The following is a 23,321-nucleotide window of genomic DNA, read 5'->3' as shown; positions in this document are numbered from 1 at the left end:
TGAGGAGCGGGGGTCCAGGGGGCGGAGCCCCCTGGCGGGGTCGAAGGGGCGGAGCCCCTTCAAGGATGGGACGGGTAGGGGCGGCGGGGGCGAGGAAACCGGGGCCCTCACCAGCCCACCCCCCTACTCCGCCGACGTCGCCTTCAGCGCCAGCCAAAGTTCCATCCGCACATCCGCGTCATCCAGCGACCGCCCCAAGATCTCCTCGACCCGCCGCATCCGATACCGCAACGTATGCCGATGCACCCCCAGATCCGCAGCCGCCGCATCCCACTGCCCATGCCGCGACAGCCACGCCCGCAGCGAGGCCACCAGATCCCCCCGCCCCGTCGCGTCATGCTCATGCAGCGCCCGCAGCAACCCGTCCGCGAACGCCTTCACCGCATCGTCCGCGAGCAACGGCAGCACGGACCCCGCAGCCAACTGCTCGTGCTCCACACACACCCGCCCCCGCCGCCGGGCCACCGACAACGCCTGCTCGGCCTGCTTGTACGCGGCCGCCGCGGCGATGGGCCCGGCCGGCGCCGACAGCCCGACGACCAGCTCGTCCTCGTCGTCGGCGACCCCCGGCTGCTCCGGTACGACCCCCGCCCGCGAAGCCTCCAGCGCCGCCGCGTACTCCGCGCAGGCCGCCACCGCCGCACCCCCGTCCGCCGCGAGCACCACGACCCGCGCAGCGCCCCCTTCCCCCTCCGGCACCACGAGCACCGCCTCCCCGGCCCGGGCCGCCGCGGACTCCACGACCTCGGTGAGGGCGCCCAGCGGATCGCCCTTCGCGTCGGACGCGGCGACCAGCACGGCGGCAGACGCTTTGGTGAGCGGCACCCGCGCGCCCGAGTCCACGACGCGCGCCGCCGACACCGACCCCGACTCGGCGACGATCACCCGGAAGGGCGCGTCCAGCAGGTCGCCGTAGAGATCCCCCGCCACGGCCCGTGCGTGATCCGGCTCCCCGGCGAGCAGCATGCGCAGCACCGCCGCCCCCACCCGCTGCTCGGCCGCGTGCAGCGACCGCGACCGTTCGGTCGTGAGCGTCAGCAGCGCGATCGCCGAGTGGACGGCGTACCGCTCCGCCGTGCCCAGCGCGGCCGCCGTCCCGACCGCCAGCGCCGCCCTCGGCCGGCGCCCCGTGCCCAGGGTGTGCAGCTCGACCCGGTCCTCGTGCTCCGGCCCGCCGACCACGGACGACGCCGGCGCGGGCCGCTCCCGCAGCCGCTCCACGTCCGCCGTCAGCCGTGCCGCCCGCCGGCCCGCCCACTCGGGTGCCGTCGCGACCACGGCACCGGAGGCGTCGTACAGCGCCGCCCAGCCGTCCACCTGCGACGCCAGCGCGGCCAGCAGCCCTTCCGGCCCGTCGGTCAGCGCCTGCTTCGTCAGCTCCCGCTGCGCCGCGAACCCGGCCGTCACCGCCCGGTACTGGTCCGCCGCGATCGCCGCCGACACCGCCTTGCTGATGGCGAGGAAGGGCGTGCGACGCGGCACCTCCAGCAGGGGCAGGCCCTCCTCCTCCGCCGCGTCGACCAGGGCCTTGGGGATGTCCTCGTAGTTGACGCCGACCGCGAAGCCGAGCCCGACCACGCCTGCCCCGACCAGCCGCTTCACATAGCGCCGCATGGTGTGCGGATCCTCCGCGTCCAGCTTCAGCGCGGTGATCAGGAGCAGTTCCCCGCCCTCCATATAGGGGACGGGATCGGCGAGCTCACTGACGTGCGCCCAGCGCACGGGCACGTCCAAGCGGTCCTCGCCCGCCCGTACGGTCAGCTTGAGCGCGGAGTGGTGGACGAGCGAGGCGAGCGTGGGTGGCATGAGGCCTTCAATGGGATGCGATCGTCGTTGATCTTTTGGCCGCCGTGTATGAACGACCTGTGACGATTCTGCCTCACCGTACGGTCAGCCCGTCACTTCATCCGCGCAGATCCACCAGCAGCGGCGGCGCGTGCTCGCCCTGAACGCTGGTGAGCGACAGCACGGCATGGCCCGGCGGCACCGCGTGCGCCAGCTCGGACGCCGACCACCGCTCCCGCTCGACCTGCCGGACGGTGACAGCTTCCGTAGTCACCGCCTTGCCCGTCACCAGCTTGCGCAGGGCATGCATCGCCCGTGTCATCGGCTGATCGGCGAACACGGTGTGCTGGGCAACATCCTTGGTCTCCACCCACTCCGTGCCCCAGGCGTCGGCAAAGCGACTCCCGTCCCAGGTCGTCACGCCGGACAGGGCCATCCTGCAGCCGACGGCCCCGTACAACGGTCCCTGGAGGGCCTCCGGCACATCGGAGACCGTGCGGAGCGCGAGCACGACGCCGGCGTTCTGCGAGCGCAGCCGCTGAATCCGCCGAACCGACTCGGGAGTGACGGTGCCCGTGGCGTCGTCGAGGACGAGGCTGACGAAGTGGTCGCCTGATCGTTCCCGTACGACCTCGGCGAACTGGGCCAGCACAAGCCTGGCGATCAGGCGGGAGACCTCCCCGTGACCGCGCTCGGGCAGGTCGATACGGACACGCAAGGGGTGGTGGGCGAGAGCGCGCAGCGAGAACGGGCGGCTCGTGCTGCTGCCCGAACCGAAGAACTCGGCGAAGGCGGGCCGGTCCAGCAGGGCGAGCCGGTCGGCGAGAACCGGACCGGGATCACCGGGCGCGCCCGTCTGCCGCCGACGGGCCTCGAGTTCGCGGCGCATCACCGCGTGCTGGTCGTCGGCCAGTCGGGCACGCAGATCGGAGAGGGCCGACTCATCCCCTTCCAGCAGGTTCCGCAGCACGGGCAGGGCAGGGAAGCGGCCGTATCCGGCCTGGTAGGGGCCGAGCAGCTGAGCGAGCGCGGTGGTCGCGCGCTCGGTGCCGACGATGTCGAGGTCTCCGGCCAGCGCCTCGGCGAGGAATCCGGCTGCCTCGTCGGGGTCTTCGGTGCCCGCGTACGGGTCGAGGTCGTGCACGGAAGCGGGGTCCCCGATACGCACCACGACGTCGTACGACGAGTCCGACCCGACCGCCGTGCCCGCGCCGCACACCACGACGACTGCGCACGTGCCGGTGAGGGCCTGGAGCGCCAGGGACTCGGCCACCGGGGCGATCACATGCCGGGTCTTGCCGGCGCCCGAGGGTCCGACGACCAGAAGCGACGTGCCCAGCGTCTCCGGTCCGAGGGCGGCGCCCACGCCGCCGTATGCCAGCGGGGTGCGCTCGGCGGGGGCCCATCGTCCGATGCGCACCTGACCGGTGAGCAGGTCGTGCCGGGCGGTGCGGCCGGACAGGTCCCGGGCGCCGGAGGGATGTGTGAACGCGGCGGAACCCTGCCGCAGGACCGTGTCCGTGAAGGCGGCCACCCGGCCCTGGCTCCGGGCGCGGACCCAGCCGTACTCGATGCGGGCGCAGTCCACGTCGTTCATCCGCCCTGCGAGCACCTCGGCCGTGAGTAGGTCGGCAGCCTGGTGCTGGCCGGCTGACCGCAGCTCGGGCCAGTGGGCACGGGGCTGTTCGTCGACCACCGACGGGCCTTGGTACTGCGTGGCACCCCCACGGGCCGCGAGCCAGGCCCGGGCCAGGGTCCACCAGCCACCGAGCAGGGCGAAGGGCCACAGGACGAGGGCGGTGATGAGGGTGTGGATCGCGATGTCCCATGGCGGACTGTAGACCTCGTACCCACCGCTGATCAGCACGATGAGGGAGAACAACGGGCTCACGACGGGCAGCGGGTCCCAGCCGACGCCGGGGAAAGTGTCCGGGTAGACGAAAGCGAGGGTGACGAGGGCGCCCAGCGCGGCATACAGGCCACGGGTCGGCTGCGGTTTGCGGACCACAAGATGTCGGACGACAGCGGGCCAGCTCCCCAGCCGGCCCACCGTGAAGACCAGTACGGCGAAGAAGAGGCCGTTGTACACGTCCAGGGCCTCGATGCCCGGGTACTGGAGTGTCTGACCCTCCAACTGCTTGGGCCTGGCGAGAGTGCCGCCCCACCACCAGTCCTCCGGGGTGAACAGCCGCAGGACCGTGAACTGCTGCGGGATCGCTCCGCGCTGCCAGAAGGACCACACCACAAGCGCCACGACCAGCGGAAGCAGCATGCCGACGACGGTCGTGGGATTGAGCCGCTCCGTGTTGCGCGCGGCCTTGGGCATCCGGTATCCGAAGCGCCAGATGCCGGGCTCGGTCTCGGGGCGGGCTTCATTCAGCCAGTCGGCCACAGACGTGGCCGGAGCGTGCGTCGGCCGTGACGGCACCGCCTCCGCGGGCATCGCCGGCCGCGGCACAGGCGTCGCGTGTGTACCCCGCGCGTCCTGCGTCCCGTCGCTGTCCATCGCCCTTGCCCCCTGACCAGCCGTTCCGTCCACCATCAGCGAGCCAATCTAACGCCCTTGCATGGGGAGTTCACCGCTTACACGGCCGGGCGTCTTCGCGAACGCCATGTCCACCACGGACAACATGTCCTCCTGACAACGCCCACATGGAGCATGCCCACCCCCCACTCCCCGCCCTAGCCTGCGAGAAAAGACAAGACAAGCGTCCGCAAAACCCCCAGGAGCCCCTCATGAGCGCACTTCCGCAGGAGCGCCGCGTCGTCACCGCCATCCCCGGCCCGAAGTCGCAGGAGCTGCAGGCCCGCCGTACCGCCGCGGTCGCGCAGGGCGTGGGCTCCGTGCTGCCCGTGTTCACCGCGCGTGCGGGCGGCGGCATCATCGAGGACGTCGACGGGAACCGGCTCATCGACTTCGGCTCCGGCATCGCCGTGACGTCCGTCGGCGCGTCCGCCGAGGCCGTCGTGCGCCGGGCCTCCGCCCAGCTCGCCGACTTCACCCACACCTGTTTCATGGTCACCCCGTACGAGGGCTATGTGGAGGTCGCCGAGGCCCTCGCCGAGCTCACCCCGGGTGACCACGCCAAGAAGTCGGCGCTGTTCAACTCCGGCGCCGAGGCGGTCGAGAACGCCGTCAAGATCGCGCGGGCGTACACCAAGCGTCAGGCCGTCGTCGTCTTCGACCACGGCTACCACGGCCGCACCAACCTCACGATGGCGCTGACCGCGAAGAACATGCCGTACAAGCACGGCTTCGGCCCGTTCGCGCCCGAGGTGTACCGCGTGCCGGTGGCGTACGGCTACCGCTGGCCGACCGGCCCGGAGAACGCGGGCCCGGAGGCCGCCGCGCAGGCCATCGACCAGATCACCAAGCAGGTCGGACCGGACAACGTCGCCGCGATCATCATCGAGCCGGTGCTCGGCGAGGGCGGCTTCATCGAGCCGGCCAAGGGCTTCCTCCCGGCGATCCGCAAGTTCGCCTCCGACAACGGCATCGTCTTCGTCGCCGACGAGATCCAGTCCGGCTTCTGCCGTACGGGTCAGTGGTTCGCGTGCGAGGACGAGGGCATCGTGCCCGACCTGATCACGACCGCGAAGGGCATCGCCGGCGGTCTGCCGCTCGCCGCCGTGACCGGCCGCGCGGAGATCATGGACGCCGCCCACGCCGGTGGCCTCGGTGGCACCTACGGCGGTAACCCCGTGGCCTGTGCGGGTGCGCTCGGCTCGATCGAGACGATGAAGGAGCTCGACCTCAACGCCAAGGCGAAGAACATCGAGGCGATCATGAAGGCCCGCCTCACCGCCATGGCCGAGAAGTTCGACATCATCGGCGACGTCCGCGGCCGGGGCGCGATGATCGCGATCGAGCTGGTCAAGGACCGCGCCACCAAGGAGCCGAACCCGGAGGCGACCGCCGCGCTCGCCAAGGCCTGCCACGCCGAGGGCCTGCTGGTCCTGACCTGTGGCACCTACGGCAACGTGCTGCGCTTCCTGCCCCCGCTGGTCATCGGCGAGGACCTGCTGAACGAGGGTCTCGACATCATCGAGCAGGCCTTCGCCCGCATCTGAGGTCACAGCAAAACCACTGGTGAACGGCCGGTCTCCGGTCCCGCCAGCCCCATCCGCCCCAGCCCTGGCACCCTCCGGGATTCCGGGGCTGGGGCGGCTGTCGGCAGAGCGTGTGAAGAAGGTGTGCGAGGTGGATGGCAGGACGCGATTCCGTCTGTCTTACGCCGTCGCCCTGTCGTAGGTTTTAACCAGATGAGAGATACACCCCGCCCAGAGGGGACTCTGGGTGACATCAGGCCGAGGCCTCCCCAGCTTCGACCTGGTCGTGCCCTCGCGCACACAACCGGGGCCTCCGGCTCCGGATCTCCTCACCGATCGGACAGTCGCCCGCCCCAAACCCCCCGGGGCGGCCGACCATCCGATCCGGACGGCCGCCTCGGAACCACCCCCCCTGTTCCGGGGCGGCCGACCTCCCTCTTCCTCCTTCTCGGCCTCCCGGCCCTCCTCTTCGCCCTGATCACCTGGCAGGTCGTCGCGGAAGGGCCGCTCGTGCGTGTGGACGAGCGGGTCAGCCGGGCCCTCATCCAGCCGGACCACCTCTCCGGACTTCTGTCCGACCTGGGCAGTGTCCAGGTCGCGGTCCCGGTCCTCGCCGTGGTTCTCGTCCACACCGCCCGGCGCTCCCGCCGCACTGGTACAGACCGCTGGTGGCTCCCGGCCACCGCGGCGGCCGTCCTGATGGCACTGGTTCCGGCCTTGGTCGTGCCCCTCAAGGAACTCATCGACCGCCCGGGCACCCCCGCCGTGCCTCCGGCGACCGGCTACTTCCCTTCCGGCCACACCGCCACGGCCGCCGTCGCCTACGGCTCGGCGGCTCTGCTCCTCCTCCCCTGGCTCCGCACCGCCCGAGCCCGGGTGACACTCGTCATCACCTACGGCGTCCTCGTCCTCGGCGCCTCCTTCGGCCTGGTCCGCCGCGGCTACCACTGGCCACTGGACGTCGTGGCCAGTTGGTGCCTGTGCACGGTGCTCCTGGTCTCGCTGTGGCTCTTCCTCAGCCGAAGCAGCGTCAGCCGAAGTAGCCGTCGAACGTCCGCTGGAACGCCCAGCCGCCGTACCGGTCCCAGTTGACCGACCATGTCATCAGGCCGCGCAGCGCGGGCCAGGTGCCGTGGGTGGTGTACGAGCCGCAGTTCGTCTTCTTCGTCAGGCAGTCGAGGGTCTTGGTGACCTCGGCCGGGGGGACATGGCCGTTGCCCGCGTTGGTCGAGGCCGGCATGCCGATCGCCACCTGGTCGGGGCGCAGGGGCGGGAAGACGTTGTTCGGGTCGCCCGCGACCGGGAAGCCGGTCAGCAGCATGTCGGTCATGGCGATGTGGAAGTCGGCACCGCCCATGGAGTGGTACTGGTTGTCGAGGCCCATGACCGGACCCGAGTTGTAGTCCTGGACGTGCAGCAGCGTCAGGTCGTCGCGCATCGCGTGGATGACCGGGAGGTACGCCCCCGCCCTCGGGTCCTGGCCGCCCCACTTGCCGGTGCCGTAGTACTGGTAGCCGAGCTGGACGAAGAAGGTCTCCGGGGCCATCGTCAGGACGAAGTCGTCGCCGTACTTGGCCTTGAGGGTTTTCAGGGCCGCGATGAGGTTGACGATCACCGGAGTCTTGGGGTTCTTGAAGTCCGTGTCGTCGGCGTTCAGGGAGAGCGAGTGCCCCTCGAAGTCGATGTCGAGGCCGTCGAGGCCGTACTCGTCGATGATCCTCGAGACCGACGACACGAAGGTGTCCCGCGCCGCCGTGGTCGTCAGCTGCACCTGGCCGTTCTGCCCGCCGATGGAGATCAGCACCTTCTTGCCGGCCGCCTGCTTGGCCTTGATCGCCGCCTTGAAGTCGGCGTCCGACTCGACGCCCGGGCACTCCGTGACCGGGCAGCGGTTGAAGCGGATGTCGCCGGAGGTGACGGAGGTCGGTTCGCCGAAGGCCAGGTCGATGACGTCCCAGCTGTCGGGAACATCGGCCAGGCGGGTGTAGCCGGAGCCGTTGGCGAAGCTCGCGTGGAGGTAGCCGACCAGGGCGTGGGCCGGGAGGTCCGTGCCCCCGCCGCCCGGCCCGGCGGTGGTCGTGGCGGTCACCGTGGCCGAACGCGGTGACTCCCCCGCGTCGTTGACGGCCGCGACCTGGAAGCCGTACGCCGTCGACGGGGTCAGGCCGGTCACCGTGGCTGAAGTTCCGGTCACTGTCTGGACCTTGGTGCCGTCGCGGTAGACGGCGTAGCTCGTCGCACCGGTCACCGCGGACCAGGACAGCGCGACCGAGGACGAGGTGACCGTGCCTGCCTTGAGGCCGGCGGGCACGGCGGGCGGCTGTCCGGTGCTCGCGCCCGGGCCGACCAGGGAGATGTCGTCGGCGTAGTACGCGCCGGTGCCGTACCAACCGTGGGTGTAGATCGTGACCTTGGTGGTGGACGGGCCCGTACGGAAGGTCGTGGTGAGCTGCTGCCAGTCGGGGGCGGACTGGGTCCAGGTGGAGACATCGGTGCTGCCGGTGCCACTCGCGCCGAGGTAGACGTAGGCGCCGCGGACGTAACCGGACAGTGTGTACTGGGAGTCGGGTTTCACAGTCACGGTCTGCGCACACCGGGCGTTGTCACTGCCGGCCGGTGTCGCCCGCAGTGCGGAACCGCCACTGCGCACAGGGTTGTTGACCGTCGTACCCGCCGTACAGGTCCAGCCGTCGAGTCCCGCCTCGAATCCGCCGTTCTTCGCAAGATCCACGTCGGCCGCACGGGCGACCGACGAGAGCGCGGTGATGCCGGGCACGGCCAGGACGGTGGCCGCGAGCACGGCGACAAAGGGTCTGGAGCGATCCACAAGTACCTCCGGAGCTGGGGGAATTGGAGGGGTGGAGCGCGCCCAATTTGGTCCAGACCAATCAGCCTGTCAAGACATCCGACGGTTCGGCAGCACACCTAGGGGCGCGGGGAACTGCGCGACCAGCCACGACGCCGCCGCAGCCGACAGGCAACCCATCGCGGCACCCCATCAGTCGTCGGCCAAGCCGGCGGCAGCCTCATGCATCGCCAGCTCCAGCAACGCCGGATCGATGAGGGTCCCCGACCCGTCCGGCGGAACCAGCCAGCGGATGCCCCCGGCGGACCGCCCCGGGTACGGCACAACGATCCACGTACCGGCCCCGGCCGTACGGATCCCTGTACCGAGCCACCGGGCAGCCGTGCCGGGCGGCACGAAGAACCCCATGCGCGCGTCACCGAAGTCGACAAGCACCGGGCCCAGTTGATCGAGGATCCTGGTGAGGACGTCGAGCGTGGGATAGCCCAGCTCGCTCGGCAGGATGAGTACGTCCCAGGCCTTACCTGCGGGCAGCAGCGCGACCCCGAGGGGGTTGCGCTCCCACTCCCAGCGGCAGGCTTCGGGATCGGGAGCAACGGATGCCAGCCACTCGACCGCCGTCTTCGCCCCTGTCATGACGGTGACCTCCCTTTCTTTCGTCGACGCTGGTCGCGTCACGAGAGAGAGGGAGGCCCCCTGCCAGGCATTACGCGGGTTTTCGCCACCAATTACAGGTGACCTGGGTCACATTCGGCCATGAGCCGTCAGCTGTCGAAGCCGAGGCCCAGCCTGTCCATCGCCTTCAGCCACAGGTTGCGGCGGCCGCCGTGCGCGTCGGCGCGGGCCAGCGACCACTTGGTGAGCGCGATGCCGGTCCAGGCGAAGGGCTCCGGCGGGAAGGGCAGCGGCTTCTTGCGGACCATCTCGAGCTGCGTGCGTTCCGTGCGCTCCCCCGCCAGCAGGTCCAGCATCACGTCCGCGCCGAACCGGGTCGCGCCGACGCCGAGACCGGTGAAGCCCGCCGCGTACGCCACCTTGCCCTGATGGGCCGTCCCGAAGAACGCCGAGAAGCGGGAGCAGGTGTCGATCGCGCCGCCCCAGGCGTGGGTGAAGCGGATGCCCTCCAGCTGCGGGAAACAGGTGAAGAAGTGCCCGGCGAGCTTGGCGTACGTCTCCGGACGGTCGTCGTACTCGGCGCGCACCCGGCCGCCGTACGGGTAGATCGCGTCGTAACCGCCCCAGAGGATGCGGTTGTCGGCGGAGAGGCGGAAGTAGTGGAACTGGTTGGCGCTGTCGCCCAGCCCCTGCCGGTTCTTCCAGCCGATGGACGCCAGTTGGTCGGCGGTGAGCGGCTCGGTCATCAGGGCGTAGTCGTAGACCGGGACCGTGTAGGCGCGGACGCGCTTGACCAGGTTCGGGAAGATGTTCGTGCCGAGGGCGACCTTGCGGGCGCGGACCTGGCCGTAGGGGGTGCGTACGGCCATGCCGGCGCCGTAGGGCTTCAGGGTGAGGGCGGGGGTGTGCTCGTGGATGCGGACGCCGAGCTCCAGGCACGCCCGCTTCAGGCCCCAGGTCAGCTTGGCGGGGTTGACCATGGCCACGCCCCGGCGGTCGTAGAGGCCCGCCTGGAATGTCGGTGAGTCGACTTGTTCCCGCACCGCTTCGGCGTCGAGGAACTCCACGCCGTCGGCCAGGCCCTGGCGTTCGATCTCCTCGTACCAGTCCCTCAGTTCCCAGGCCTGGTACGTCTCGGTGGCGACGTCGATCTCGCCGGTGCGCTCGAAGTCGCAGTCGAGGGAGTAGCGGGCGACCGCCTTCTCGATCTCGTCGAGGTTGCGGGCGCCCAGCTCCTGGAGCTTGTGGATCTCGTCCGGCCAGCGGGTGAGCCCGTTGGGCAGGCCGTGGGTGAGGGAGGCGGCGCAGAAGCCGCCGTTGCGGCCGGAGGCGGCCCAGCCCACCTCGCGGCCTTCGAGCAGGACCACGTCCCGCTGCGGGTCGCGCTCCTTGGCGAGGAGCGCGGTCCACAGTCCGCTGTAGCCGCCGCCGACGACCAGCAGGTCGCAGGTCTCGGCGGTGGTGAGGGCGGGTTCGGGGTGGGGCCTGCCGGGGTCGTCCAGCCAGTACGGGACCGGCTGGGCTTCAGAGAGTGCCTTTGTCCATCTATTGCCATGACTCATGGCGCTTGGGGCCATGATTTCAACTCCCTACAGGGGTTTATGCCTTTTGTTTGTTACGGCGATTGCTTACGGCCATGGAGGCCAGGACGAACAGTACGGCGACGACGAACATGGCCGTACCGATGACATTGATCTGAACGGGCGTTCCGCGCTGGGCCGAGCCCCAGACGAACATCGGGAAGGTGACGGTGGAGCCCGCGTTGAAATTGGTGATGATGAAGTCGTCGAAGGAAAGGGCGAAGGCGAGCATTGCGCCCGCCGCGATTCCGGGGGCGGCGATCGGCAGAGTGACCCTGATGAACGTCTGGAACGGGCCGGCGTACAGGTCCTGGGCCGCCTGCTCCAGCCTCGGGTCCATCGACATGACACGGGCCTTCACGGCCGTCACGACGAAGCTGAGGCAGAACATGATGTGGGCGATCAGGATCGTCCAGAAGCCGAGCTGGGCGCCCATGTTGAGGAACAGGGTGAGCAGCGAGGCCGCCATGACGACCTCGGGCATCGCCATCGGCAGGAAGATCAGCGAGTTGACGGCGCCCCGCGCGCGGAAGCGGTAGCGGACCAGCGCGAAGGCGATCATCGTGCCCAGCAGCGTGGCGCCGAGCGTCGCCCAGAACGCGATCTGGAGGCTGACCGACAGCGAGCCGCACAGATCGGAGACGCCGCACGGGTCCTTCCAGGCGGCCGTGGAGAACTCCTGCCACTCGTAATTGAAGCGTCCCTTCGGTTTGTTGAAGGAGAACACCGTCACGACGATGTTCGGCAGGAGCAGATAAGCGAGCGTCAGCAGTCCCGCGATGACGACGAGATGGCGCTTGAGCCAGTTGACGAAGGTCATTTAAACCAGATCCTCCGTTCCCGACCTGCGGATGTAGAACGTCACCATGACGAGGATGGCGGCCATCAGGATGAAGGAAAGGGCCGCAGCCGTCGGATAGTCCAGGATCCGCAGGAACTGCGACTGGATGACATTGCCGACCATGCGGGTGTCGGTGGAGCCGAGCAGGTCGGCGTTGACGTAGTCACCGGCGGCCGGGATGAAGGTCAGCAGGGTGCCGGAGACGACGCCCGGCATCGACAGCGGGAAGGTGACCTTGCGGAAGGTGGTGGTGGGCTTGGCGTACAGGTCGTGCGCCGCCTCGTGGAGCCGTGGGTCGATGCGCTCCAGCGAGGTGTAGAGCGGCAGGATCATGAACGGCAGGAAGTTGTACGTCAGACCGCACACCACCGCGAGCGGCGTGGCCAGCACACGGTCGCCCTCGGTCATGCCGAGCCAGCTGGTGACGTCCAGGACGTGCAGCGTGTTGAGGGCGCCGACGACCGGACCGCCGTCCGCGAGGATCGTCTTCCAGGCGAGGGTGCGGATCAGGAAGCTGGTGAAGAACGGCGCGATCACCAGGATCATGATCAGGTTCCGCCAGCGGCCCGCACGGAAGGCGATCAGGTAGGCGAGCGGGTAGCCGAGGACCAGGCACAGGATCGTCGCCGAGCCCGCGTAGAGCACCGAGCGCAGGAACTGCGGGTAGTACTCGGACAGGGCGTCCCAGTAGGTGGCGAAGTGCCAGGTGACCTTGTAGCCCTCCTCCAGGGAGCCCGTCTGCACGGACGTGGAGGCCTGGTAGATCATCGGCAGCGCGAAGAAGACCAGCAGCCACAGGATGCCGGGGAGCAGGAGCCAGTACGGGACGAGACGGCCGCGCTTGCGGGGCGGCTTCTTCTCCGGTGCCGTAGGGGAGAGAGGCGGTGGCGCCTCGGTGAGGGTCGCCATCAGACCGCCGCCTCTTCCTCGGTGCCCGCGTCGATGTCCTGGGCGGCGTCGAGGCCGAAGGTGTGCGCCGGGTTCCAGTGCAGGACGACGTCCGCGCCGGGCACCAGCCGGGGGTCGCGGTCGATGTTCTGGGCGTAGACCTCGAACTCGGGGCAGACGGGGCTGTCGACGACGTACTGCGTGGAGACGCCGATGAACGAGGAGTCCGCGATCTTCCCGGTGATCCGGTTGCGGCCCTCGGGGATCTCGCCCGCCTCGTCGGCGTGGGTGAGGGAGATCTTCTCGGGGCGTACGCCGACCAGCACCTTCCCGCCGGTCGACGTGGGTGCGGAACATCGCGCCTCGGGTAGCAGGAGCTTGCCGCCGCCCGCCTTCAGCACGATGTCGTCGCCGCTCTTGGAGTCGACCTCTGCCTCGATGAAGTTCGAGGTGCCGAGGAAGTTGGCGACGAACGTCGTGCGCGGGTTCTCGTACAGGTCGGTCGGCGAGCCGAGCTGCTCGACACGGCCCGCGTTCATCACGGCGACCGTGTCGGCCATCGTCATGGCCTCCTCCTGGTCGTGCGTGACATGGATGAAGGTGATGCCGACCTCGGTCTGGATGCGCTTGAGCTCCAGCTGCATCTGGCGGCGCAGCTTCAGGTCGAGGGCGCCGAGGGGCTCGTCGAGGAGGAGCACCTTGGGGTGGTTGATCAGCGCGCGGGCGACGGCGACGCGCTGCTGCTGGCCACCGGAGAGCTGGTGCGGCTTCTTGCGGGCCTGCTCGCCGAGCTGCACGAGGTCGAGCATCTCCTCGACCTGCTTCTTCACCGACTTGATGCCGCGCCGGCGCAGGCCGAAGGCGACGTTCTCGAATATGTCGAGGTGCGGGAAGAGGGCGTAGGACTGGAAGACCGTGTTCACCGGCCGCTTGTACGGCGGAAGCGCGGTCACGTCCTGCTCGCCGAGGTGGACGGTGCCGGAGGAAGGTTCCTCCAGACCGGCGATCATGCGCAGGGTGGTGGTCTTGCCGCAGCCGGAGGCGCCGAGCAGGGCGAAGAAGGAGCCCTGCGGGACGGTCAGGTCGAGCGGCTGGACGGCGGTGAAGCCGTTGTCGTACGTCTTGCTGATGCCCGAGAGGCGGACGTCCCCGCCGGTTTCGTTCTTGTTCGTCACGGTGGTCACGCCCCAGTCAGCTTCGCGAACTTCTCTTCGAACTCGGTCTCTTCCTTCGAGCTCAGCGAGCGGAAGGCGTGGGACTTCGCGGCCATGGCCTTGTCCGGGATGATCAGCGGGTTGTTCGCCGCATCCGCGTCGATCTTCTCCAGCTCGGCCTTCACACCGTCGACCGGTGTCACGTAGTTGATGTACGCGGCGAGCTCGGCGGCCGGCTTCGGCTCGTAGTAGAAGTCGATCAGCTTCTCGGCGTTCGTCTTGTGCCGGGCCTTGTTCGGGATGAGGAAGTTGTCGGTCGACGTGATGTAGCCGCTGTCCGGGATCAGGAAGTCGATGTCCGGGCTGTCCGCCTTCAGCTGGACGACGTCACCGGCCCAGGCGATACACGCGGCGAAGTCGCCGCTGCTCAGGTCGGAGGTGTAGTCGTTGCCGGTGAAGCGGCGGATCTGGCCCTTGTCCACGGCCTTCTGGATGCGGGCGACGGCCGCGTCGTAGTCGTCGGCGCTGAAGTTCCCCGGGTCCTTGCCCATGTCGAGCAGGGTCATGCCGATGCTGTCGCGCATCTCCGACAGGAAGCCGACGCGCCCCTTGAGCTTGGGGTTGTCGAGCAGGTCGGAGAGGGTCTTCACCTCGACACCGTCGAGCGCCTTCTTGTTGTAGGCGATGACGGTCGAGATGCCCTGGAAGACGTACGAGTGGGCGCGGCCGGGGTCCCAGTCGGGGTTGCGGAACTGTGCCGACAGGTTGGCGTAGGCGTGCGGCAGGTTGGCCGGGTCCAGTTTCTGGACCCACCCGAGGCGGATGAGGCGGGCGGCGAGCCAGTCGGTGAGGACGATGATGTCCCGGCCGGTGTCCTGGCCCGCGGCGAGCTGCGGCTTGATCTTGCCGAAGAACTCGACGTTGTCGTTGATGTCCTCGGTGTACTTGACCGAGATGCCGGTCCGCCGCTTGAACTGGTCGAGCGTGGGGTGGTGCTTCTCGCTCTCGTCCACGTCCATGTACTCGGTCCAGTTGGAGAAGTTGACCACCTTCTCCTTGGCCGAGTGGTCCTCGGCCGAGACGCCGCCCTCGGTGTTGCCGGCCGCGGGGATGCCGCAGCCGGTCAGCGCCCCCAGGCCGCCGACCGCGAGTGCGCCGCCCGCTGAGGCGCGCAACAGTGACCGCCGTGTCATGGCGGCCCGGCCGTTGCGGAAGCTGCGCCGCATGGCGGCCACTTGGGCCGGGCTCAGGCGGTCGGGCTCGTACTGCTCCATGCGCATGGTGCCCTTTCGGAGGGGGAACGGCCGGACGTGGTCGGGCGGCCGGCCGCGCCCGCTGATCTGGCTATCGGTCCCCGAAGATGGTGCGGTGCCAGTCCTTCCTGGCGACCGCCGTGTTGTCGAACATGACGTGCTTGATCTGCGTGTACTCCTCGAAGGAGTAGGCTGACATGTCCTTGCCGAAGCCGGACGCCTTGTAGCCGCCGTGCGGCATCTCGCTGATGATCGGGATGTGGTCGTTGACCCACACACAGCCCGCCTTGATCTCACGGGTGGCGCGGTTCGCCCGGTAGACGTCGCGGCTCCAGGCGGAGGCGGCGAGCCCGTACGGGGTGTCGTTGGCGAGCCGGATCCCCTCGTCGTCGCTGTCGAACGGCAGGACGACCAGGACCGGACCGAAGATCTCGGACTGGACGATCTCACTGTCCTGGGGCGCGTCGGCGACGAGGGTGGGACGGTAGTACGCGCCGTCCTTGAGGTCGCCCTGCGGCACCTCGCCACCGGTCACCACGCGCGCGTAGGCACGCGCACGGTCGACGAAACCGGCGACGCGGTCGCGCTGCACGTGCGAGATGAGCGGCCCGAGGTCGGTGCCCGGCGCGAACGGATCACCGAGACGGACGGTGTCCATGAGGGCGGCCGTCTGCTCCACGAAGGCCTCGTAGAGCGGCCGTTGCACATACGCGCGCGTGGCGGCCGTGCAGTCCTGCCCGGTGTTGATGAGCGCGCCCGCGACGGCGCCGTGGACGGCGGCCTCGAGATCGGCGTCGTCGAACACGACGAAGGGTGCCTTGCCGCCCAGCTCCAGGTGGATCCGCTTGACCGTGCCGGTGGCGATCTCGGCGACGCGCCTGCCGACGGCCGTGGAGCCGGTGAAGGAGGTCATGGCGACGTCGGGGTGGCCTACGAGATGCTCACCGGCCTCCCTACCCGTCCCGGTGACGATGTTGACGACCCCGTCCGGGATCCCGGCGTCGGTGGCGGCCTGTGCGAAGAGCAGCGAGGTCAGCGGCGTGAGCTCGGCGGGCTTCAGCACGATGGTGTTGCCCGCCGCGATCGCCGGGAGGATCTTCCAGGCGGCCATCTGGAGGGGGTAGTTCCAGGGGGCGATGGAGCCGACGACGCCGATGGGCTCGCGGCGGACGTAGGAGGTGTGGTCGCCGGAGTACTCCCCCGCGGACTGCCCCTGCAGATGCCGGGCGGCACCCGCGAAGAACGCGGTGTTGTCGATGGTCCCCGGCACGTCGAACTCACGGGTCAGCTTCAGCGGCTTGCCGCACTGCAGGGACTCGGCGCGGGCGAATTCCTCGGCGCGGTCGGCGAGGACGGCGGCGAAGCGGTGCAGGGCGTCGGAGCGCTCGCCCGGGGTGGCGGCGGCCCAGGCGGGGAACGCCTCGCGGGCGGCGGCGACCGCGGCGTCGACGTCATCGGCGCCGGCCAGGTCGTACGTGTACACCTCCTGGCCGGTGGCGGGGTCGACGACGGCGTGCGTACGTCCCGAGGTCCCCTTCGCCGGCCGGCCCGCGATGTACTGCGCGCCGTCCGCGAAGCGGTCCTGGGCCGGGAATCGTTCCGGGGTTGCGGTTTCCGGGGTGGCGGTGCCCGGGTTCTGCATGTCGCTCTCCTCCGTGTCCCCGTCGTGGGGCCGGCGTGGCTCAGGCTCGATTTGAGTGCCGATCCTGACAGAGGTAGAGGGCTCCAACAAGTGATTCCGTTGTTGCCTTTTGGTTACGCGACGGAATCTGTCGACCAGGTGTCGAGTCGGCCTGGGAAACGGGGGACGGATTGTCGGTGGTGCGTGCCAGACTCGGACGCATGACGAAGATCGATTCTTGGGACACCCTGATCAGGGAGGTCCGCGCGGGGGCGAGGGTCAAGTATCTGCACTTCTGGGGACACCGGCCGCTGCCCGACGGCCGGGTGGGGGCGAGCTGTCTGAGCCAGTGGTGGGTCTCGCCGTTCACGGTGGACGGGGTGGAGTACACGACGGCCGAGCACTGGATGATGGCCGAGAAGGCACGGCTGTTCGGTGACGCGGAGGCCGAGCGGCGGGTGCTGGACGCCGGGCATCCGTCGGTGGCGAAGAAGGCCGGGCGGCTGGTGCGGGGGTTCGACGACGCGATATGGGAGCGGGAGCGGTTCCGGATCGTGGTCGAGGGGTCGGTGCACAAGTTTTCCGCGCATGCGGATCTGCGGGGGTTTCTGCTGGGCACGGGGGATCGGGTGCTGGTGGAGGCGAGTCCGGTCGACCGGGTGTGGGGGATCGGGCTGGCGGCGGGGGATGACGGGGCGGGGGATCCGGAGCGGTGGCGGGGGCCCAATTTGCTGGGGTTCGCGCTGATGGAGGCTCGGGAGCGGTTGCGCGGGTAGGCGGTTTTCGCCCCCCGCCGCCCCTCCCCGTCCCATCCTCCAGGGGCTCTGCCCCTTCGACCCCGTGCCCTGGTGGCTGCCGCCCGCAGACCCCCGCTTCGGCCCCGAAAGGGCCTCGTCCTCAAACGCCGGACGGGCTGGATTGACGCGGGCCGGCGTCGAGAGGTGGCCGCCCCCTGTGGGTGGGTGGGGGTTCGGGATGGCGTGACCTCGTCCTCAAACGCCGGACGGGCTGAAGGGCCTGGACCGGCGCCCGTATCTACTGGCTGCCTCTCAGCGGAGCGCCGCGGCCGACGCCGGCGTCGCCGGGGAGGCTCCGTAGGAGTCGTTGTCGTTGCGGTCCGAGTTGATGGCCGCCGTGATGCCGATGGCGATCAGGACGATCACGATGGCGCCGAGGACGATGCCGATGATGCCCGTGATCAGACCGGCCTGCGCCTGGCCGTGGTTGTTGGCCTCGCCGCGCTCGGCCTTGCGGCGTCCCTTGATGCCGAAGATCACGGCGAGGATGCCGAGGACGAGGGAGACCACGCCGTACAGGCAGAAGAGGCAGCAGGACAGGATGCCGAGCACCAGCGCCGCGACGCCCATGCCGTTCTGCGGCTGCATCGGCATGCCGGGCCAGCCGTAGCCCGGGGGGTAGCCGGGGTAACCGTAGCCGCCCGGGGCTCCGGGGCCGGTGGGCGCGATCGGCGGGGGCGGGACGGCGGCGCCGGGCGGAGGGTAGGCGGGCGGGGCGTACCCCGGGGCGGGGGCTCCGTGCGCGGGGGCTCCCGGTCCGGCGCCTGTCGGGGCCGTGTCGCCGGGTGCGGCGAAACCGTCGGACGGCAGCGAGGTGACCGTGGCCTGGTCGTGGACGGACGGCGGCTGCGACGCGGCGCCGGGCGCCGGGTTCTTCTCCAGCGACGGTCTGTTCTCGGGCGGCGCCCACGGGTCGTGGCCTCCCCCGGCCTCCCCGCTGGGATGCGTTGCCTCCGCCATGTCACGTCCCCCTAGGTCGTTCGTGCCGCCATGCTACGGCCTGGCCACCAGCCCTTCACCGCCGGTGCCGGAGCTCCCCACGGCCGGCGTCCCGGCCGCTCCGCCCTGCCCCGCCCCGTCCTCGGCTCTGTCCCCGCTGCCTACGATGGCACTGCATTCGATCAGCCGATCACCCGCGTCCCGCCGAGCCGGCCCGCCCGGCCGCGGACGCCGTTCCCGGGGAGGAACCTTGACCGACCGTCTCGTAGACGCACGCGCCCCGCGTGACCTGCACGCCTTCATCGCGGGCCTGCCCAAGGCCGAACTGCACGTCCACCACGTCGGCTCCGCCTCCCCCCGCATCGTCGCGGAACTCGCCGCCCGCCACCCCGACTCCAAGGTCCCCACCGACCCCGAGGCCCTGGTCGACTACTTCACGTTCACGGACTTCGCCCACTTCATCGAGGTGTACCTGTCCGTCGTGGACCTGATCCGCACCCCGGAGGACGTACGGCTGCTGACGTACGAGGTGGCCCGCGACCTGGCCCGGCAGCAGGTGCGCTACGCCGAGCTGACCATCACCCCGTTCTCCTCCACCCGCCGCGGCATCGACGAGCGGGCCTTCATGGACGCGATCGAGGACGCCCGCAAGGCGGCCGAGGCCGAGTTCGGGACCGTGCTGCGCTGGTGCTTCGACATTCCCGGCGAGGCCGGCCTGGAGTCCGCCGAGGAGACCGCGCGGCTCGCCACCGACGACCGGCTGCGCCCGGAGGGCCTGGTGTCGTTCGGGCTCGGCGGGCCCGAGATCGGCGTCCCGAGGCCGCAGTTCAAGCCGTACTTCGACCGGGCGATCGCCGCCGGACTGCACTCCGTGCCGCACGCCGGTGAGACCACCGGTCCGGAGACGGTCTGGGACGCTCTCACCCACCTGCGCGCCGAGCGCATCGGGCACGGCACCAGTTCCGCGCAGGACCCGAAGCTGCTCGCGCACCTCGCCGAGCACCGGATCCCGCTGGAGGTGTGCCCGACCTCCAACATCGCCACGCGCGCGGTCCGCACGATCGACGAGCACCCGATCAAGGAGTTCGCGAAGGCCGGGATCGTCGTCACCATCAACTCCGACGACCCGCCCATGTTCGGCACCGACCTCAACAACGAGTACGCGGTCGCCGCACGTCTCCTCGACCTCGACGAGCGGGGCCTGGCCGATCTCGCCAAGAACGCCGTGGACGCGTCCTTCCTCGACGAGGCGGGCAAGGCGCGGATCGCCGCCGAGATCGACACGTACACCGCCGACTGGCTCGCCCCCTGAACTTCCCTGAGCCCCCTGAGCCCGCTCCCCCGCCACACCTGCACGCCGGCCCCCGTCCCCACCACAATGTCCCCATGGAGAACGTGACCGCCGTCGCCCACCGCGGCGACCCCTACCGCGTCCGCGAGAACACGCTCGACTCCCTGCGCTCCGCGCTGGAACTGGGCGCGGACGCGGTGGAGATCGACGTACGGCTCACCAAGGACGGCGTGCCGGTGCTGCTGCACGACGAGACGCTGAAGCGGCTGTGGGAGCAGGACCGGCCGCTGCTCGGGCTGTCGGCGGCCGAGGTGCGGGGGCTCACGGCGGGCGGGGTGCCGACGCTTCAGGAGGCGCTCGCGGCGTGCGACGGCAGCCGGGTGATGCTCGACCTGCCGGGCACGCCCGATGTACGGGCGGCACGCCGGGTCGTGGACGTCGTGCGTGATTGCGGGGCCCAGGACCGCGTGTACTACTGCGCGGGCCCCCCCGCGGCCATGCTCGCCGTGCGCGCCGCAGACCCGGCCGCCGAGATCGCCCTGACCTGGACGACCCTGGCGCCCCCGCGTCCGGCCCTGCTGGACGCGGTCCGCCCACGCTGGCTCAACTACCGCTTCGGCCTGGTCGGCCACGCCCTGGCCGAACGCGTCCACCGCGACGGCTACCTGCTCTCCGTCTGGACCCCGGACACCCGCCGCTCCATGCGCCGCCTGCTGGACCTCGGCGTCGACTCGATCACGACGAACCGCGTCGCCGTACTGCTGGCACTGCGGGACGCTCCGCTGGGTGGGCCGTAACCACGGAAGTGCCGCGATGTGTGGTCTGTCGGCCGCCGCGCCGTCGTGGCTGGTGACGCCCGCCCGGCGGAGCCGCATATCGATACAGCCCGGCCCCTTACGAGGTGCTCAGCCGGCCCCCGGGAAGGCCAACGGCGGCGCGATGGCCTGTGCGTCCGCCCCCTCCCCCACCCACAGCCCGATCAACAGCGCCGCCGTCGCCTCCAGCAGCCCGGCCCGGTCCAGTCCCCCGGCGTTCAGCGCCTCGCAGCCGAGGTCGTGCACGAGTCGTCGTACGACGGACAGGGCCCCCTCGTCGTCCCCGCACAGCGGCACCGCCAGCGGGCGGCCGTCGAAGACCGGCGGGGTCATCCGCCAGACGTCGACGTGACAGAGGTTGAAGGCCTTGACCACATGCGCGGCCGGCGCGGCGGCGGCGATGCGCTCGGCCGCGGCGGGGCCGCCCGCGGTGAGCAGCCCGAAGCCCGGACCCACCGGATTGGTGCAGTCGATCAGCGCCCGCCCCCGCAGTTCCGGTTCGAGCCCGGCGACCACCTCGACCACGGCCGCGTACGGCACCGCCAGCAGCACCGCGTCCGTCCCGAACTCGGCCGCCTCCCGCAGCCCGCCCGCCGAGCGGCTCCCGGTGAGCACCTCATGCCCGGCCCGCCGCCACTGCGTGCCCAGCGCATCCGCCATTCCCCCGGTTCCAAGAATTCCTATCCGCATGCGCAGCACAGTAGGAAGCGGCTCGGGCACCATTCGGTAAGTGACCACAGACCAGCCCACCGACCAGTCCTTCCTCGCCGACTGCCGCGCCCGCCTCGCCTTCGACCTGCTCGCCAACACGTGGAACGCCGTGGTCCTTTGGGCGCTGCGGCACGGGCCCGTGCGGCACGGTGAACTCCGTGACCGCATCGGCGGGATCAGCCAGAAGGTGCTGACCGAGACCCTGCGCCGACTGGAGTTCAACGGGCTCGTCGCGCGACAGGCGTACGGCGGTGCGCCGCCGCGCGTGGAGTACGAACTCACGGCGCTGGGACGGTCGTTGCTCGACCCGATCGAGGCCTTCGGCGCCTGGGCCTTCGAGCACGGCGACGAGGTGATGGCGGCCCAGGACCGCTACACGCGGGACTTCTGAGGCACGGTCGCCGCATCCGCCGGGGTCGCCCGGGTGACGTACTGCGGCACGGGGGTGTCGTCCTTGCCGGTGTCGCGGACGAGGCCGTAGCGGATCATGCCGTCGGGCGGTCCTTGGTCGATGTCCTTCTTCACGGCGTCCCAGTTCGACGGGAAGACGCTGAGGCCGTAGTCGGCGCCCCGCTCGTTGACGGTGAGGGTGACGCTGCCGTCGAGGTAGAAGTACTCGTTCTGCCACATCTGCTGGGTGCCGGGCGGCAGGACGGCGTAGCCGGTGGTCGTACTGCCCATGCCGGTGGCGGAGCTGTCGGTGCTGCTGACGCGGTCGTCCATGCAGCGGCCGCCGCCCGAGGCCACGTGGAAGAGCTTGCCCTTCAGACCGGTCCAGGCCGGCATGACGAGGCTGCCCGCCCGGTACTGCGGTGAGATCTGCCAGCGGACGAGGACGTAGCCCTCGCCGGTGAGCGTGACGCTGTCGCCGCGGTGGTTCATCACGGCGTGCGCGCCCCCGGTGCTGGTGATCCCGGACTCGGGGCGGTGCGGCAGGGCCGCGGGCCGGGCGTCGGGGTCGGGGGCCTGGTCGACGGCGTCGACGACCGTGCCGTACAGGTCGGCCTTCCGCGTCCGTGACGGCGACGGTGAGGGCGTCGCCGACGGTGACACGCGCGGCGTGGGCGACGGCGGGCGTGCCGTGCTCGCCGCGGTGGGGGCGGCAGCGCGGGGCGGCGGGGCGTCCGGGGGCTGGGTGACGACGTACGCGCCGCCCGCGACGAGCGTCGCACCGGCCGTCACCGCGACGGCGGGCTGGGTGAGCGCGGCCATCACCTTGGCGGACCAGCCGACGGAGGTCGCCGTGGCCGTCGCCGCGGCCGCCGTCTTGCCGCCGAGGGCGAGCGAGAGGGTGAAACCGACGGGGATCGGGGTGAGCGCGATGCCGACGAGGAGCCGTTCCGCCGGTACGACGGCCTCGCGGGTGTCGCCGCAGTATCCGCAGCCCCTGATGTGCCGGGCCAGCCGCTTGCGCCAGACCGAGTCGGGCCGGCCGTTCCAACGGGCGGTCAGCTCGCGCAGGTCGGGGCACGCGCCGTCCAGCGCCCGGACGATCCCGCGCGCGGTCTCCAGCCGTTCCTTCACGCGCTGGACGCGCACCGCGGCGTGCTGCCGGCTGATCCCGGCGGCCGCCGCCAGCTCGCGCCGGGTCAGCTCGCCCGCGACCTCCAGCCACCACAGCGACAGCAGCTGCCGGTCCTCGTCGTCCAGCCAGCGCACGGCCTCCGCGACCTCACGCCGCTGCCCTTCCAACTGGAGCCGCAGCACGGTGAGTTCGGCGAAGTCGGTGGCCTCGCGCGCGGCCGACTCGTCCAGCTGTGCGGTCTGCCTGCGGCGCGCCCGGTCCCGGATCTGCCGCATGGCGATGGCGACGAGCCAGGAGCGGAAGCTGTCCGGGTCCCGCAGCGAGCCGAGATTGCCGACGGCGCGCAGCATCGTCTCCTGCACGACGTCGTCGACGTCGGCATGGCCGTTCAGGGCGCGTCCGACCACGTTGTAGACCAGCGGCAGCCAGCCCTCGACCAGCTCGTCCAGTGCATGCCGGTCACCGGCCTGCGCCGCCGCGATGGTGGCGCGCCACTGCCGGCCGGCTGCCTCGTCCACGTACGTCCTCTCCCGGGTCATCTGCTGCCCGAACGCACCTTCTCAGCCCGACCTGCACTGTTGGCTATGTCGGAGATCACATTCCGCTTCGGGTGGGGGCGGGACATGGGACGACTCCGGGGTGTGGCGGAT

Annotated in this window: 19 protein-coding genes; 6 read left to right on the top strand and 13 right to left on the bottom strand. The window is 70.6% G+C overall.

Annotation, left to right across the window (positions count from 1 at the left end; all coding sequences use genetic code 11):
* Positions 1-123 precede the first annotated feature (123 nt).
* Together ACZ7L6_RS32780 and ACZ7L6_RS32775 are read right to left on the bottom strand one after the other, a co-directional pair.
* A complete protein-coding gene (locus ACZ7L6_RS32780) occupies positions 124-1,806 on the bottom strand; it encodes a PucR family transcriptional regulator (protein ID WP_471930198.1) in 1,683 nt (560 codons plus the stop codon).
* A 97-nt stretch (positions 1,807-1,903) separates the two neighbouring features.
* Positions 1,904-4,291, bottom strand: a complete 2,388-nt coding sequence (locus ACZ7L6_RS32775; protein WP_471930196.1) for a type IV secretory system conjugative DNA transfer family protein — start codon at positions 4,289-4,291, stop codon at positions 1,904-1,906.
* A gap of 230 nt (positions 4,292-4,521) precedes the next feature.
* On the opposite strand from ACZ7L6_RS32775, the gene gabT reads away from it, so the two are divergent.
* A complete protein-coding gene (gabT, locus tag ACZ7L6_RS32770) occupies positions 4,522-5,856 on the top strand; it encodes a 4-aminobutyrate--2-oxoglutarate transaminase (RefSeq protein WP_471930194.1) in 1,335 nt (444 codons plus the stop codon).
* Between the two features lie 222 nt (positions 5,857-6,078).
* Positions 6,079-6,927 (top strand): phosphatase PAP2 family protein, encoded by an 849-nt coding sequence (locus tag ACZ7L6_RS32765; protein WP_471930210.1) that lies wholly within the window; start codon positions 6,079-6,081, stop codon positions 6,925-6,927.
* Here the strand turns inward: ACZ7L6_RS32765 and ACZ7L6_RS32760 are convergent.
* The 8 genes from ACZ7L6_RS32760 to ACZ7L6_RS32725 all read right to left on the bottom strand — a co-directional run bounded on the left by ACZ7L6_RS32760 (position 6,866) and on the right by ACZ7L6_RS32725 (position 16,614).
* Positions 6,866-8,662 carry a chitinase gene (locus ACZ7L6_RS32760; RefSeq protein WP_471930192.1) on the bottom strand — a complete coding sequence of 599 codons (1,797 nt, stop codon included), beginning with the start codon at positions 8,660-8,662 and terminating at the stop codon, positions 6,866-6,868. The genes ACZ7L6_RS32765 and ACZ7L6_RS32760 overlap by 62 nt on opposite strands.
* Before the next feature lie 171 nt (positions 8,663-8,833).
* A complete protein-coding gene (locus ACZ7L6_RS32755; RefSeq protein ID WP_471930190.1) occupies positions 8,834-9,277 on the bottom strand; it encodes a hypothetical protein in 444 nt (147 codons plus the stop codon).
* Positions 9,278-9,405: 128 nt separating this feature from the next.
* Positions 9,406-10,833, bottom strand: coding sequence for an NAD(P)/FAD-dependent oxidoreductase (locus ACZ7L6_RS32750; protein WP_471930188.1), 1,428 nt, complete (start codon positions 10,831-10,833; stop codon positions 9,406-9,408).
* Between the two features lie 22 nt (positions 10,834-10,855).
* Positions 10,856-11,656, bottom strand: coding sequence for an ABC transporter permease (locus tag ACZ7L6_RS32745; protein ID WP_471930186.1), 801 nt, complete (start codon positions 11,654-11,656; stop codon positions 10,856-10,858).
* Entirely contained in the window at positions 11,657-12,586 is a 930-nt protein-coding gene (locus tag ACZ7L6_RS32740; protein ID WP_471930184.1) for an ABC transporter permease, read from the bottom strand.
* Positions 12,586-13,749 (bottom strand): ABC transporter ATP-binding protein, encoded by a 1,164-nt coding sequence (locus ACZ7L6_RS32735; protein WP_471930182.1) that lies wholly within the window; start codon positions 13,747-13,749, stop codon positions 12,586-12,588. Before ACZ7L6_RS32735 ends, ACZ7L6_RS32740 begins: the two co-directional genes overlap by 1 nt.
* Entirely contained in the window at positions 13,746-14,993 is a 1,248-nt protein-coding gene (locus ACZ7L6_RS32730) for a polyamine ABC transporter substrate-binding protein (RefSeq protein ID WP_471930180.1), read from the bottom strand. The genes ACZ7L6_RS32735 and ACZ7L6_RS32730 overlap by 4 nt, the downstream gene beginning before the upstream one ends.
* Before the next feature lie 70 nt (positions 14,994-15,063).
* Complete coding sequence (locus ACZ7L6_RS32725) at positions 15,064-16,614, bottom strand: gamma-aminobutyraldehyde dehydrogenase (RefSeq protein ID WP_471930178.1); 1,551 nt, start codon at positions 16,612-16,614, stop codon at positions 15,064-15,066.
* A gap of 170 nt (positions 16,615-16,784) precedes the next feature.
* Between ACZ7L6_RS32725 and ACZ7L6_RS32720 the strand changes: the two genes are divergently transcribed.
* Positions 16,785-17,369 carry an NADAR family protein gene (locus ACZ7L6_RS32720; protein ID WP_471930176.1) on the top strand — a complete coding sequence of 195 codons (585 nt, stop codon included), beginning with the start codon at positions 16,785-16,787 and terminating at the stop codon, positions 17,367-17,369.
* 273 nt (positions 17,370-17,642) lie between these two features.
* Here ACZ7L6_RS32720 and ACZ7L6_RS32715 read toward each other — a convergent pair whose 3' ends face one another.
* Positions 17,643-18,350 carry a DUF4190 domain-containing protein gene (locus tag ACZ7L6_RS32715; RefSeq protein ID WP_471930174.1) on the bottom strand — a complete coding sequence of 236 codons (708 nt, stop codon included), beginning with the start codon at positions 18,348-18,350 and terminating at the stop codon, positions 17,643-17,645.
* 229 nt (positions 18,351-18,579) lie between these two features.
* Here ACZ7L6_RS32715 and ACZ7L6_RS32710 point away from each other — a divergent pair, with 229 nt between their 5' ends.
* Together ACZ7L6_RS32710 and ACZ7L6_RS32705 are read left to right on the top strand one after the other, a co-directional pair.
* Positions 18,580-19,641, top strand: coding sequence for an adenosine deaminase (locus ACZ7L6_RS32710; protein WP_471930172.1), 1,062 nt, complete (start codon positions 18,580-18,582; stop codon positions 19,639-19,641).
* Positions 19,642-19,715: 74 nt separating this feature from the next.
* A complete protein-coding gene (locus tag ACZ7L6_RS32705; RefSeq protein ID WP_471930170.1) occupies positions 19,716-20,417 on the top strand; it encodes a glycerophosphodiester phosphodiesterase in 702 nt (233 codons plus the stop codon).
* A gap of 108 nt (positions 20,418-20,525) precedes the next feature.
* Here the strand turns inward: ACZ7L6_RS32705 and ACZ7L6_RS32700 are convergent, their stop codons facing one another.
* Entirely contained in the window at positions 20,526-21,125 is a 600-nt protein-coding gene (locus tag ACZ7L6_RS32700) for an NADPH-dependent F420 reductase (RefSeq protein ID WP_471930168.1), read from the bottom strand.
* Positions 21,126-21,165: 40 nt separating this feature from the next.
* On the opposite strand from ACZ7L6_RS32700, the gene ACZ7L6_RS32695 reads away from it, so the two are divergent.
* The gene (locus ACZ7L6_RS32695) at positions 21,166-21,537 is read left to right on the top strand and encodes a winged helix-turn-helix transcriptional regulator (RefSeq protein ID WP_471930166.1); all 372 of its coding nucleotides are present in this window, start codon (positions 21,166-21,168) and stop codon (positions 21,535-21,537) included.
* On the opposite strand, the gene ACZ7L6_RS32690 is transcribed toward ACZ7L6_RS32695, so the two are convergent.
* Positions 21,519-23,210: a sigma-70 family RNA polymerase sigma factor gene (locus tag ACZ7L6_RS32690; RefSeq protein ID WP_471930164.1), complete on the bottom strand. Its 1,692-nt coding sequence runs from the start codon at positions 23,208-23,210 to the stop codon at positions 21,519-21,521. The two genes, ACZ7L6_RS32695 and ACZ7L6_RS32690, sit on opposite strands and share 19 nt — an antisense overlap.
* Positions 23,211-23,321: the final 111 nt, after the last annotated feature.

Source organism: Streptomyces sp. NPDC107522 (assembly GCF_055657525.1).
Note: the sequence above shows the minus strand (reverse complement) of the source record. Positions and strands in the feature narration are given on the sequence as shown.

What these genes read in the sequence shown, in the direction of transcription:
- ACZ7L6_RS32780 (WP_471930198.1), bottom strand. Translation starts at nt 1,806, where the DNA reads ATGCCACCCACGCTCGCCTCGCTCGTCCACCACTCCGCGCTCAAGCTG.
- ACZ7L6_RS32775 (WP_471930196.1), bottom strand. Translation starts at nt 4,291, where the DNA reads ATGGACAGCGACGGGACGCAGGACGCGCGGGGTACACACGCGACGCCT.
- gabT (WP_471930194.1), top strand. Translation starts at nt 4,522, where the DNA reads ATGAGCGCACTTCCGCAGGAGCGCCGCGTCGTCACCGCCATCCCCGGC.
- ACZ7L6_RS32755 (WP_471930190.1), bottom strand. Translation starts at nt 9,277, where the DNA reads ATGACAGGGGCGAAGACGGCGGTCGAGTGGCTGGCATCCGTTGCTCCC.
- ACZ7L6_RS32750 (WP_471930188.1), bottom strand. Translation starts at nt 10,833, where the DNA reads ATGGCCCCAAGCGCCATGAGTCATGGCAATAGATGGACAAAGGCACTC.
- ACZ7L6_RS32745 (WP_471930186.1), bottom strand. Translation starts at nt 11,656, where the DNA reads ATGACCTTCGTCAACTGGCTCAAGCGCCATCTCGTCGTCATCGCGGGA.
- ACZ7L6_RS32740 (WP_471930184.1), bottom strand. Translation starts at nt 12,586, where the DNA reads ATGGCGACCCTCACCGAGGCGCCACCGCCTCTCTCCCCTACGGCACCG.
- ACZ7L6_RS32730 (WP_471930180.1), bottom strand. Translation starts at nt 14,993, where the DNA reads ATGGAGCAGTACGAGCCCGACCGCCTGAGCCCGGCCCAAGTGGCCGCC.
- ACZ7L6_RS32725 (WP_471930178.1), bottom strand. Translation starts at nt 16,614, where the DNA reads ATGCAGAACCCGGGCACCGCCACCCCGGAAACCGCAACCCCGGAACGA.
- ACZ7L6_RS32715 (WP_471930174.1), bottom strand. Translation starts at nt 18,350, where the DNA reads ATGGCGGAGGCAACGCATCCCAGCGGGGAGGCCGGGGGAGGCCACGAC.
- ACZ7L6_RS32705 (WP_471930170.1), top strand. Translation starts at nt 19,716, where the DNA reads ATGGAGAACGTGACCGCCGTCGCCCACCGCGGCGACCCCTACCGCGTC.
- ACZ7L6_RS32700 (WP_471930168.1), bottom strand. Translation starts at nt 21,125, where the DNA reads ATGCGGATAGGAATTCTTGGAACCGGGGGAATGGCGGATGCGCTGGGC.
- ACZ7L6_RS32690 (WP_471930164.1), bottom strand. Translation starts at nt 23,210, where the DNA reads ATGACCCGGGAGAGGACGTACGTGGACGAGGCAGCCGGCCGGCAGTGG.